The organism is Enterovibrio norvegicus FF-33 (assembly GCF_000286835.2).
GTDB classification, from domain to species: domain Bacteria; phylum Pseudomonadota; class Gammaproteobacteria; order Enterobacterales; family Vibrionaceae; genus Enterovibrio; species Enterovibrio norvegicus_A.
Genome location: NZ_AJYD02000013.1, coordinates 143110 through 156100, shown reverse-complemented (window position 1 = coordinate 156100; position 12991 = coordinate 143110). Strand labels below are relative to the sequence as shown.

Annotated in this window: 8 protein-coding genes; 6 read left to right on the top strand and 2 right to left on the bottom strand. The window is 48.3% G+C overall.

All coding sequences use genetic code 11. The annotated features are described in order from the left end of the window. The 6 genes from A1OO_RS03025 to A1OO_RS03000 form a co-directional block, all read left to right on the top strand. A partial coding sequence (locus A1OO_RS03025) for an Ig-like domain-containing protein (RefSeq protein ID WP_017004602.1) occupies positions 1 to 4334 on the top strand: 4334 nt, incomplete at its 5' end. An 81-nt stretch (positions 4335 to 4415) separates the two neighbouring features. Beyond that, positions 4416 to 6596, top strand: a complete 2181-nt coding sequence (locus tag A1OO_RS03020) for a type I secretion system permease/ATPase (RefSeq protein ID WP_017004601.1) — start codon at positions 4416 to 4418, stop codon at positions 6594 to 6596. Beyond that, positions 6589 to 7971, top strand: coding sequence for an HlyD family type I secretion periplasmic adaptor subunit (locus A1OO_RS03015; RefSeq protein ID WP_017004600.1), 1383 nt, complete (start codon positions 6589 to 6591; stop codon positions 7969 to 7971). The genes A1OO_RS03020 and A1OO_RS03015 overlap by 8 nt, the downstream gene beginning before the upstream one ends. Positions 7972 to 7994: 23 nt before the next feature. Then, complete coding sequence (locus A1OO_RS03010) at positions 7995 to 9398, top strand: TolC family outer membrane protein (RefSeq protein ID WP_016961635.1); 1404 nt, start codon at positions 7995 to 7997, stop codon at positions 9396 to 9398. Further along, complete coding sequence (locus tag A1OO_RS03005) at positions 9398 to 9991, top strand: OmpA family protein (RefSeq protein WP_017004599.1); 594 nt, start codon at positions 9398 to 9400, stop codon at positions 9989 to 9991. Before A1OO_RS03010 ends, A1OO_RS03005 begins: the two co-directional genes overlap by 1 nt. A gap of 108 nt (positions 9992 to 10099) precedes the next feature. Next, positions 10100 to 12082, top strand: coding sequence for an EAL domain-containing protein (locus A1OO_RS03000; RefSeq protein WP_017004598.1), 1983 nt, complete (start codon positions 10100 to 10102; stop codon positions 12080 to 12082). 48 nt (positions 12083 to 12130) lie between these two features. On the opposite strand, the gene rimI is transcribed toward A1OO_RS03000, so the two are convergent. Then, positions 12131 to 12577 carry a ribosomal protein S18-alanine N-acetyltransferase gene (rimI, locus tag A1OO_RS02995; protein WP_017004597.1) on the bottom strand — a complete coding sequence of 149 codons (447 nt, stop codon included), beginning with the start codon at positions 12575 to 12577 and terminating at the stop codon, positions 12131 to 12133. Next, positions 12567 to 12962 (bottom strand): DNA polymerase III subunit psi, encoded by a 396-nt coding sequence (locus A1OO_RS02990; RefSeq protein WP_017004596.1) that lies wholly within the window; start codon positions 12960 to 12962, stop codon positions 12567 to 12569. Before A1OO_RS02990 ends, rimI begins: the two co-directional genes overlap by 11 nt. Positions 12963 to 12991: the final 29 nt, after the last annotated feature.

Genomic DNA, 12991 nt, shown 5'->3' with positions numbered 1-12991 from the left:
GTCCACAACTGAATGTTTCCGGTGGCGGCGAAGTCAGCGAAGGCGATAAAGCTTACTTTGTGGTGTCTTTGACCAAAGAGACCGAAAACGGGCCTGTTGACGTGAAAGTCGATGGCGACGTCACGTATACCCTGAGCTTTGGCAACACCGATGGCTTTACCGCCGACGACATTTCTTCGCTGTCCGTCAATGGGGTCAAACTCAACGGCGACCAAATTAAAGCCTTCTTCAATGGCGGCTTCGAGGCCACGCTGGAGGGCGATGTCTCTGACTTTAAGGTCAATGTCAAAACCCACGATGACAATGTCTTCGAGGGGGACGAGGGCCTAACCTTGGTCGTCACAGAAGGCCAATTCACCACCAACGGCACCGCGTCTGCGAACGCTGTTTTCTCTGACGATGGTGTCATTGATGGCAACCCTGGCGGTGATGATGACCGCCCACTGCTTAATGTCACTGGCGGCGGCGAAGTCAGCGAAGGCCAGGACATCACCTTTACTGTGGATCTGTCCAACAAGGTCGCGGGCCAGCTCACCTACAACTTCGGCATTGACCAGGGCGACGTGGAGCGCGGTGACATCACCGGCATGACCATCAATGGCAAAGCGTTGACCGCTGACGACATCGACGCGGTCTTTGCCGGCACCTACACCGTCGCGATCAGCGGCGGCAACACCAACTTTGACGTGGTGTTCAACACCCGTGATGACAAGCGCTTTGAGGGCGACGAAAGCTTCACCCTGAACGTCTCGGCCAATACCGGTATCACCGTTGATGGTGATAACAGATCCCTGGTACTGACCGGTAACCAAGACGCGACCATCTCCGATGACGGCGTGATCGGCGGCAAGCCAGGCGGTGACGATGATCGCCCTACTATATCAATCAGCGGCAAAACAGAAGTCAATGAAGGCGATTTTGCTTGTTATAACATTGCGATCGATGGAAAAACGGACAAGATCGCCAAATTTACGCTGGAGCTGGAGTTCGGACAAACAGACATCAATGACTTTAACAATACTCGCGATTTCAAAGTTGTCTTTTTGAATGACCGCAATATATTCGAAGAAATATCCCCGGATGCCGACGGAAACTACTCCGTCCCACCAGGCGTGACTCAGTTGCTAGCGTATGTCACAACGAGTGCCGACGAGCCAAACGCAGTCTTCGAAGACGATGAAACCTATTCATTGAAAGTAATCCCTGTAGATGGGATCAGCGGCATTACCGCCAACAAGTCTGACACCCAGGAAACCACCATTAAAGACGATGGTACCTATTCAGACGACGATCGTCCGACTCTGCAAGTTAATAGCTTGAACGACGCTGATGAAGGTAATCCTGCTAACTTTACCGTGTTCTTGGGCAATGCGGTGAAAGGAAAAGTGCTCTACACCCTGAACCTGTCTAGCCAAGATGGGTTTGATGCTGATGACATTACGTCGATTACAATTGGTGGCAGAACCATCACAGACGCCGACGTAATCAAAGCATTCTTTGACCCAGAAAAAGGCTATCCGCTTGAGCTTTCCGGTGACCGTCTCGATTTCACAGTCATTATCAACACCAAAGATGATGCCAAGTTCGAAGGCGATGAGAATGTTACCTTGAGTGTGAAAGCGGATATCGTGCTGGCTGAGGAAGGCAATCAACTGTCTGACAGTGCAAAAATCATCGACAACGACAACCCGCCAGTTGCTAAAGATGACTATAAAGACACAGGTTCTATTTTCTTCGAATCATTTGAAAGCCAACCAAGCAGCAATAACGTTGTTCTAGATAACGGCAAATGGGTGGTCGTCGATGGGTACAACGGCTGGGATATCACCAACGGTTTAGAAATCCAAACGGGTAATGTTGGTGGCAGCACGGCATCCGATGGAAACAGTCACGCTGAACTAGATAGCCATGGTTCTGTTGACACGTCAGTCACCATTAGTCGCACTTTGGATGCGGGTGATGGCGTTATTGAAGGTCAACTTTACACCTTGTCATTTGACTTCAAGCCACGTCCGAACCACGAAGATGACAGCGATATGCTCTTCAAATTCGGCGAGTTCACTTACAAAATCAACGTAGACAGCAACAAGAACGTAACGGTTACGCCTGAAGACTCAGAGGTCACCATTGAAGGTCCTGATAATAATGGCTGGCACACCGTTTCAACAGAATACACAGCGAATAGTAGCGCAGAAATCGAGCTTTCTTTTGCGAACAATGCCGACACCACCAGCACGAAAAACTTTGGTGCGTATATCGACAACATTGAAGTAGACGGTCCTCAACCATATTGGGTCAATAATGACAACGGCAACGAAATCATCATTCCGATTGAGCACATTTTAGGAAACGATAGTGACCTAGATGGCGATTTGTTGTCTGTTTGGCTAGAGAGTGGATTAGACAGTCTTAATCTAGTTCCAGAAAATGCGGGGACTATTTCTCTCGTTACCGAGAACGGAGAAGTGACCGGAATCAAGTTCACACCAGACAGTGAATTCAACGGCCCTGTCCAGATCGAATACAAAGCGACTGATGGCACAAACCTGTCCAACACCGCCAATATCCACATTTACGTCAATGAGGTGAATGCAAACGACGATGGCGATGGCATCCTGTTTTCCACATCAAAAGCTGATGGATGGGAAAACCTAGATGGAAATGGCTTCTTCACTGTCAAAGCGTTCAAAAAAGGCGAAGTTCTAAACGCAGATGGCTCATTAAATACTGCAGGAGAACTTATCACCGAGGACTCAGAGCACCTAGACAACAAATATGGTATGGGTGTCGCTGACAGTGCTCGTGGTGATGGTGCTGGAGACGTGCCGTATCAAGTGGAATACGATCATGAAACAGACCAATCCGAAGCATTGCGGATCGACTTAACAAATCCAATTAAGGCGTTAGAGTTTGGCGTTGCACGTCTGTTTGCCGAAGAAAATGGCACTGAAGTTGGTCAATACACGCTTTACGATGCAGATGGCAATTTCATCAAAGTGCAGGAATTTTCGCTTGATTCAGGGAATAGCGGAAAATTCACGATCATTTCAGACGTAGCGTTTGCTTACGTCGTGTTTGAAGCTCTACCTCGAACGAAAGATGGAGACAATCAAACAAGTGGTGACGCTTCAGATTTTGTCATTACTGAAATTACCATTTTGTCAGACAAGTTCATTGTTGAAGAGGGGTCAACTCCTGACAATTCAGACACTGACACAATAAGCGGTTCGTTGTTCGACAACGACAGCGATCCTGAAGGGCATGCTTTCTCCATCACTAAGGTGGATGGGAATGAGCTCATCTTTACCGATGGTATAGCGACTGTTGATTTCGATGAAGGTACGTTGACTATCTGGCAGAACGGTAAGTTCACTTTCGAGGCTGCAGATCAGGGCGATGACCTTAAAGCAGGCGAAAAGCAGGACTTTGACTTCACATACACCATTCAAGACGAAAAAGGCGACACTGATACTGCAACGGTTCATATCGATATTATTGGTAAAGACATCACACCAATTCCAGAACCTGAAACAATGGTGTCAGGCTTTGGTGGTGATGACTCAATCAACGCAAACATCGAGGCCATATTAAAAACAGGTGGATTGAATCGCGATGATGAAGCATATACGAAAGAGCTTTTTGAAGACGCAGGCTACGTCGTCGACTCGCACGACGAGAGACTTCTGAATCATGACTCAGGCAAGTACGGTAACTTTGAACTAGAGCTTGAAAATCCTTACGACCCTTCTACTGGAGCCTATCTATTTGGCGACTTAGGGAATGATAATATTATCGGTGGCGCGGGAGATGACATCATTCGAGGTGGCGCTAACGGTCACGGAACTTCCGGAACAAGTGCAAACGGTGGACAAGGGGACACTCTTGAAGGCGGAGCGGGGGCTGATACCTTCCTCTGGATGAAAGAAGACTTGGTTAATCTCGGCGCCGTAGATGGATATGACCATATCACTGACTTCATTGGTGATTTTAATGTCAATGAAGATAAATTGGATTTGTCCGATCTCGTTTCTGTCTCAAATGGTCAATTAGATAACCTGACTGTGGGTTACGATGACAAAGGGCAACTGAAAATATCTATTTCTGTTAATGACTTAGAGAATGATACAGATGGAAATGTCACCCAACATATTGTGCTGGAAAAAGTTAGCCAAGGTCAGGAAGGAAACGAAGGGCTAGATCCTTCCGCTGTTGGTGGTGTGGTGCTCAATACCATCATCAATGGCAAGGAGGCAACGTTGACTATCACCGATGAGGATGGCGCAGGAACAACGCATAACCCCATTGTTGAAATTAAGCTCGAAGAACATTCCTAATTAAAACCCTCAAGGCATCGGACAATCAGCCGATGCCCTTTTTGTATTTGTACATTTTTGATTTTTTATAGAGAGAACTAGGTGGCAGAAGCAGCTATCGCTGAACGTAAACCGTCGCAGTGGCGCATTTCAGCGTCTACGCAGGCGGTTGACGACCCGTTGTTAGATTGCTTGGTCTTATTGACTGAGCACTATGGTTCACCGTGCTCTGGCGACGCCTTAACGGCAGGATTACCCATGACTGATGCGTTGCTGACGGCGGATTTATTTCCTCAGGCTGCGGCGCGCGCAGGGTTAACTGCCAAGCTCTCGCGGCGCCAACTAAAAGCGCTACCGAAACTTTTGTTACCTTGCATACTTCTTTTGACCGACAAAAAAGCCTGCATTCTGCGTGAAATTGACGAGAAAGAAGGCACAGCGCTGATACAAACCTCAGAGAACGGCGGTGAGGAAGAAATGTCTCTGGCTGAACTTGAGTCCATGTATGTCGGCTATGCATTTTTGGTCAAACGTCAGTATCGCGGTGACAACAGTGTCGACCTGCATTTGCACGACACCAAAATCCATTGGTTCTGGCAAACCGTCAAAGACGCCTCCCCTATCTATCGCGATGCGTTAATCGCGTCGGTATTAGTGAACTTGTTCGCCTTGGTCTCGCCGCTGTTTGTCATGAATGTGTATGACAAAGTGGTACCTAACCTGGCGTTTGAATCTTTGTGGGTACTGGCATCGGGAGCACTGATCGCGTTTTTCTTTGATTTTCTCATGAAGAAAATGCGCTCTTACTTGATAGATATTGCAGGTAAGAAAGTCGACATCATCGTGTCATCTCGCTTGTTTGCGCGATTAATGGGGATCCCGTTAGAAAAACGCGCCAAAAGTGTCGGCGGTATGGCAAAACAACTCGGTGAGTTCGATGGTATTCGCGACATGTTAACGTCGGCGACTATCACTACCTTGGTGGATTTACCCTTTGCGGCCTTCTTCATTTTTGTGATTTACCTTGTCGCGGGCGATCTGGCGGTCGTGCCTGTTGTCGCGGGTATCGCCATTCTCGGTTACGCATTCATGGTGCAGCCGCGCCTGAAGGCCGCCATTGAAGAGTCCAATAAATACGCCAGCCAAAAGCACGGTCATTTGATTGAAAGCCTATCCGCCTTGGAAGGGATCAAAGCCAACGTGGCAGAAGGTATTGTGCAAAAAAGCTGGCAACAAATGACCGCACACACCGCTAACTGGAACATGAAAGTCAAACAAATCACCAACTCGGTGTCTTACTTTGCTTCTTTTATTGTGCAAGTTACCTCTGTTGCTGTGGTCGTGATGGGGGTTTACCGCGTCGCGGATGCTCAAATCAGTATGGGTGGCATTATTGCTGCGGTGATGCTATCTAGTCGCGCGGTGTCACCGATGGCACAGCTTGCAGGCCTGATGAGTCGCTGGAATCAGACCCAATCAGGTATGCGCCAGCTTAATGCCATGATGGATCAAGAAGACGAGTTCGCAGACAAAGGTCACCTGATCAGTCGTAAGCGCCTGAAAGGCGATATCTATGCCGACAACGTGGGCTTTAGCTACCCAGAAACGGAAAAACCGACACTTCACCCCACCAGCATGACTATCAAGGCCGGTGAAAAAATCGCGATTCTGGGTAAAAACGGGACAGGTAAAAGTACCTTAATTCGTATGCTGGCAGGCCTTTATCAACCAAGCGCCGGCAGCCTGCGTTTTGATGGCGTTGACGCCAAACAAATCCACCCTGCCGATCTGCGCCGCAATGTCGGTTATCTGGCACAAGATGTGACACTTTTCCACGGTACGATTCGTGAAAATATCATGTTCGGCACCCGCCAAGTGACAGAGCACCAGTTAATCCGTGCGACCCAGCTGTCGGGGGTCGGAATCTTCACCTTACAAGACAGCGAAGGGCTAGATAAACAAGTGGGTGAGCGCGGTGAAACACTTTCCCGTGGCCAACGTCAGTCTGTCGCATTAGCACGTGCGCTGCTTAACGACCCGCCGCTACTGATCATGGACGAACCAACAGCCAGCCTTGATGCTCATGCGGAAAACCAGTTTATCCATTCCATGAAGTTCGCCGCAAAAGATCGCACCTTAGTGATGATCACCCACAAAATGGCGCTACTCAACTTGGTAGATCGCGTCATTGTGATGGACAAAGGCCGCATTGTGATGGATGGGCCACGAGACAAAGTTCTTGAGCGTTTAAACAGCAATAACGCAGGAGGACAACATGACTAATCCATTGAAGCGCGATGACATCGAAATGACTGACGATGTCTATGGTGCCATGCTGACCGACGCGCCACTTCGCTACCGCATGGTAATTTGGGGGGTATTCATATTCTTCGCAGTGATGTTGGTTTGGTCTAACTTTGCCTCGTTAGATCGCATGACACGCGGCGAAGGTAAAGTGATCCCCTCTTCACAAGTGCAGCTGATCCAAAGTCTTGATGGCGGTATTTTGCAAGCAATGTATGTGCAAGAAGGCCAACTGGTTCAACAAGGTGAACCGCTTGCGCGTATTGATGACACGCGTTTTCGTTCCGACCTCGCTCAGCAAGAAGAGGAGGAGTTCAGCCTTCGTGCCAATATTTTGCGTATGCAAACCGAGCTAAAAAGCATCCAGTTAACCCCGACGGCCCCAAACTGGCGCGAGCAAATCCAGATAACCATGTTGCCATTGGAATTTCCCACACAACTTGAAAGTGCCGAGCCGGCACTTATTGCGCGTCAGCGCCAGGAATATGCAGGCCGATTGGTCGACTTGAAAAACAAAGTCGAAATTCTTGCTCGCCAGATCCAGCAAAAACAGCAAGAACGTCAAGAGATTGATTCAAAGCTACGCACCCTATCTAACAGCTATGGCCTGATCAATCGAGAACTAAAAATCACCATTCCGCTGGCCAAAAAAGGCATTGTTTCTGAAATTGACTTGCTCAAGCTTGAGCGCCAAGTCAACGACCTCAAAGGTGAACTGGAATCGCTTCGCTTAATGCAGCCAAAGATCAAATCCACTGTCGACGAAGCGATTTTAAAACGCCGTGAAGCGGTGCATTCGTTCAACAATGAAACCCGCTCAAAAATGAGTGAGTTGGAATCGCGCTTGTCTCGCTTAACGCAGGCACAAGTTGGCTCTCAAGACAAAGTGAACAAAGCGGTGATCACTGCCCCTGTCACTGGCACCATCAAAACCATTCATATCAATACATTAGGTGGCGTTGTTCAACCTGGCATTGATTTGATTGAGATCGTACCCGCTGAAGACAAATTGCTGATAGAGGCAAAAATCGCGCCCAAAGATATCGCCTTCTTGCATTCAGGATTGCCATCGGTCGTGAAAGTCACAGCTTATGATTTCACACGCTACGGCGGTCTAAATGGCACCTTAGAACATATCAGTGCTGATACCACCCAAGATGAAGAAGGAAACAGCTTCTACTTGGTGAGAGTCCGCACCGATAGATCCAGCTTAGAAAAAAAGGATGGCAGTGAATTGCCCATTATTCCGGGAATGCTGACGTCAGTGGACATCATTACCGGAAAACGGACGGTTCTAGAATATTTGCTTAATCCCATTTTAAGGGCAAAAGAATCTGCGCTAAGAGAGCGCTAATAATAAGAATCAAGGAGAGAGACATGACAAACAGTGTTAGCCAGTCGCTGAAAAAAAGCGTGGCAGCATTGGCAGTGGCTGCGGTATTGCTACCTACGTCAGTTGCCGCTCAATCACTCGAACAGGCAGTGGCAACCGCATTAGATACTCACCCGCAAATCCGCCAAGCATTCAACCGTTTTAAGGCGCGTGAAGAGCAAGTGAACCAAGCCTCTGCTGGCTACTACCCAACGATTGATTTCGATGCAGGTATTGGCCGCGAGTGGACAGAAAGCCCGTCAACCCGTCGAGACGGACTCAACGATAACTATGACGATAACAAAGAACTGACGCGCCGAGAAATTGGTGTCTCCCTTCGCCAAATGCTGTTTGATGGTTTCCAAACCTCCAGCGAAGTTGAGCGCACGGAATATGAAACCAGCGCTGAACAATGGATGTTGTTCGCCTCTGCGGAAAATGTGGCATTGGAAGTCTCTCGTGCCTATCTAGAATACCTGCGCGCAGGTCAAATTGTGGTTCTTGCCGAGCGAAATCTAGAAAGTCACCAGACTATTTTTGATGCAGTAAAACAAAAAACTGATTCAGGCTTAGGCTCAACGGCAGATTTGTCTCAAGTCACAGGTCGTCTTGCCCGTGCGCATTCGAACCTAATTTCATCGAAAAACAACCTTTCTGATGCCACCATCACCTACAAAAAACTGGTAAATGTTGCACCAGCAGACCTACGCATTCCAGCACCTGATGCCGTTTTGCTGCCAATTAGCTTAGATCAAGCCATTGATATGTCGACAGCCGATCACCCTACCCTTAAATCAGCTGGCAATGATATCAATGCAGCAACAGCACAACGTGAATCTGCCAAAGGCAATTACTACCCTCAGGTCACCTTTGATCTGTCTGCGGGTTGGGATGACAACTTAGACGGTTCCGATGGCCTAAGTCCTTTTGGTGCTGACGTAGGCGGTAACAGCGACGAAGTGCTCGCCATGGTGCGCGTCAGCTACAACCTGTTCTCCGGCGGCGCAGACAGTTCAAGAGAGCGCGAAGCGGCTTACAGCATTAATGAATCAAAAGCGGTTCAACAAGAAGCTTATCGTGACGTTGTTGAAGGTACGACCTTGGCTTGGAACGCGCGTGATTTTCTGAGCCAACAAATGACCTACCTTCGTCAACATGTTGAATCAGCTATCGAAACTCGCAATGCCTATGAAGATCAGTTCAAATTGGGTCAACGTACATTGATTGATGTATTGGACTCAGAAAATGAACTTTTCCAAGCACGCCGTGAGTATTTAACGGCTGAATATGATGATTTGATCGCTCAGTACCGCTTGCTTAACGCCACCGGGCAACTGCTGCAATCATTACGCATCACTACCCCAGAAGTCTGGTTGGGCGACGATAGCTACAAAGGAGGCGTTCAATAATGAACAAGCTCGTTCTCTTACTTCCTATTCTGCTTTTGGCTGGCTGTGCCAATCAAGAGATTGCCACCATGCAAGATGTCTCACCACAAGCCAATGACCTGCGTGATCTTGACTACGACGGCGTGATCAAAGCCCGTGAACTTTGTGGCGAAACGTTAAGTGGTGCGGCAGTCAACAACGACGGCTGTGCAAAAGACAAAACCGTTAAGCAAAGCTTTCGCCTAGACGTGAAATTCCCCAATGATTCCGCAAAACTCATACCGAGCAACTACGCAAAGCTCGAACAGCTCGCGGCATTTTTGGAAGAGCAAGATGGCGCAGTCGCGACGATTGAAGGCCACGCCAGTAAGGTGGGCAACCCCGCTTACAACTTGTCACTGTCTCAACGTCGCGCTGACGCAGTCGCAACGGCACTGATCGAGGATTTCGACATCCCGGCTTCACGTGTTGAAGCGATCGGTTATGGCGATACTGAGCCGTTGATTGATGAAGACTCCGAACTCGCCCACGAAACTAACCGTCGCGTGATGGCGTCGCTTTCAGGTGAATTCAGCGTCACAGACATGAGATGGACCATTTTTACGTCTGAATAACTTTATGTCGTATGACCTTATGCCTGCATAACTTACATATGCATAAGAGAGTGGGCCAGCGCATGCGCGTACTGGCCTATTCTATTCTACGCTACCTCGAGCTTTACTATGATAACGAAACGCCTTTCTCTGCTTCTGGTCTACGTGTCAGCTGCGTTGTTACTCGCGATATTTATAACCGGACAGTTGTTCATGAATACGCATGAACAACAAGCCAAGTTAGCGCAGCGCGCCGATAACGCGACACATCAACTCATGCAAACGCTACCGAAGTTCATCGCTTACTACGATACGGATTCGATCAAGCTTATCGTTAATGCCATGCTGTCCCCTGAACTGACATCTATAACGTTGACCGATCAAATTACGTCGGAAGCGGCCTCTTGGTCTTATGACAAGATGTCTGCTGATGACGTGTCTTCTGAGCGGATATTGACTGACAAAATGCCGACTTCTTCATATTGGTTTTCGTCACTCACGCAAGTTGCCCCCGTCGAGCGAGTTATTGAGCTAAAAAATGACGATGCCGTCGTCGCTTCACTGGCGTTAACGTTGTCGGCGGCTAAAGCGAACCAAAATGTCGCTACACGCATCGCCTCGCTGTTAGCGAGTGCTAGCCTGCTAACACTGGGTTTGTTATGCGTGTTCACACTGATCAGTGAAAAACACCGTCGCGCGCTCCGAAAAGCGACATCAACAATCCGTCAGTTGGCGGTTCAAGATTTCTCCTCTCAGGAATCTTCATCGCAACGCTCGGGTTTGGCACTCCTCGACAGCGCCATTGATAGCTTGGCTCTGCAAGTACAACGCCTGATTCAATCACTCAATAACGAGCTCAAAACACTGCACAACAGCATGATGTACGATGCGGTCTCGGGTCTTCCGAATCGTCAATACTTCTCACACCAGCTCAACAGTTGGATGGGGGAAGGTCATGACGCTCAAAGTGCTGTGTTCATCGCTAACATGGCATGGATGGATACGATATATCGTCGCTATGGTTACGCAGCGCGCGATGAAACATGGCGCTTGTTGTCGAACTCACTGCAGTCCGCCCTTGGTAATCAAACCAATATTTGTATTGCACGAATTAGCGAAACCGAAGTGGCACTACTGTTGCCAGAATACAGCGAAGAGCAAAGCCGACATTGCCTTCATACGTTGATTAGCACACTAAACAATGAAGTGACCATGGCAGGCTTTGATGCCAATGAAGGCTTCCATATTGGTGTGGTTCATGGTCATGCAGTGCCTAGCTCTCAGCTGATGTCTTTAGCCGACAACGCTATGCAGCGCGCGATTCAAATCAACGATGTGTTTGTGTTCAACCGTGGATCCGAAGAGCAAGTGATTGACCGAGAAACCTGGCGATCATTGCTTACTGATACCCTTCGCGAGAAAGCGATTCGCCTGCAATGGCAACCAGTGAATAGGTTGGATAGCGCCAATAGCAAACCCTTTCATTACGAAGTGTTCACGCAGGCATTGATTGAACATCAGTGGCAATCAGCAGGTCGGATCATGCCTTATATCCAGCTGTTTTCGAAAGGTATTGAGTTTGACAAAATCGTCATTGAGTCCTTAGTTGGCATGCACAAGTTACAGTCACTTGAAACGCCTATTGCGCTTAACCTCACCGACGAAAGCCTCTCCAGTGAGGCGTTTACCAATTGGTTGGTACAGACACTCAATACCGCGCTCCCTAGCGAAAAGATATTTTTTGAAATCAGTGAAGCAAGCGCGCGCAACAACCTGAAAGCCTGCATTTCATTTAGTGACAAAGTTCGCGATGCGGGGGCGTTTGTGGGCGTCGATCACTTTGGCCGCTACCTACAGGAAGTAGAGTACTTGGCGAAGCTTAAACCTAGCTATGTCAAACTGGATCAAGCATTTAGCCAAGAACAAAACAACCAAAATCGCCTATTTACTGAAACGCTAGCCAATATTGCTGACTCATTGGATATCACCGTGATTGCGACAGGGGTGAAAGATGAAGAAAATAAAACACGGCTAAACAGAGAATTTATCGATGCATACCAAGGCTTTATTCATCCTCCAGTGATGATTGTCTTAAAAGAGCAAGCCGTCTAAGTAGTATAAAAAAACCCGCTAAGTGCGGGTTTTTTTTATTCGAAATCATTATTCGAACCAGTAACTCATGATCAGCGCATCTTCCTTACCCGCTTTTGTCGGGTAATAACCGTAACGACGATCAAACTCGTTAAACTCTAACGCTTCATAGAGCTTAATGGCAGCTTGGTTGCTCTCCCTCACTTCAAGCCATGCTTCCTGCGCATCCATTTTACGCATACAGGCAAGAAAGCCGCTCAGTAGTTCCTTTCCAAACCCTTTGCCTTGATACATCGGCGCGATGGCAATGTTAAGCAGCGACGCTTCCCCCGCCACACATTGCGCGAAAAAATACCCAACCACATCATCATTCATCACCAACACGCGATTGCAGCCAAACTTTGTCGGTGGCTTGCGCAGTAGGCTTTCTGCCCATGGGTGACTATGCGCCGCGCGCTCAATGGAAACCACCGCATCGAGCCAGCAATCATCCATTGGAAGTAATTCAGTTTTCATAATTTTTTATTTGTTTCCACAGTGCTTTTTTCGCGTTTTGGTCGTCGTTCAACGCAGAGAGTGACGGTGAAGAGAGCGCTTTAACATTCGGCAAGGCGTGCGCAGACACTCCGGAAAACCAGCTCCATTCAAGCGAATGCTCGCCCAGCGCCGACAGTGCTCTCGGCGGCAAACGAAGCGCCTGCTCAGGGGTCAATTTCATGCTCGCGAGAATTTTCCCAAACAGCCAAGCTTCATGGTCATTCGGCGCACTCTCACTAACAAACAGCAGCTTGCAGGACGGAGGCAATGTAATGGCCGTTGTCATATTTTCAGGGAACACCACGGGATGCCTAATATCCCACACGGTAATCCCCATTTCTTTAAGACGCTGTAAATCGTTCATGGCACCACGAAAGTCAAAAACTCAACCGA

Coding starts and splice junctions, on each gene's coding strand:
- A1OO_RS03015 (WP_017004600.1), top strand. CDS start 6,589: ATGACTAATCCATTGAAGCGCGATGACATCGAAATGACTGACGATGTC.
- A1OO_RS03010 (WP_016961635.1), top strand. CDS start 7,995: ATGACAAACAGTGTTAGCCAGTCGCTGAAAAAAAGCGTGGCAGCATTG.
- A1OO_RS03005 (WP_017004599.1), top strand. CDS start 9,398: ATGAACAAGCTCGTTCTCTTACTTCCTATTCTGCTTTTGGCTGGCTGT.
- A1OO_RS03000 (WP_017004598.1), top strand. CDS start 10,100: ATGATAACGAAACGCCTTTCTCTGCTTCTGGTCTACGTGTCAGCTGCG.
- rimI (WP_017004597.1), bottom strand. CDS start 12,577: ATGAAAACTGAATTACTTCCAATGGATGATTGCTGGCTCGATGCGGTG.
- A1OO_RS02990 (WP_017004596.1), bottom strand. CDS start 12,962: ATGAACGATTTACAGCGTCTTAAAGAAATGGGGATTACCGTGTGGGAT.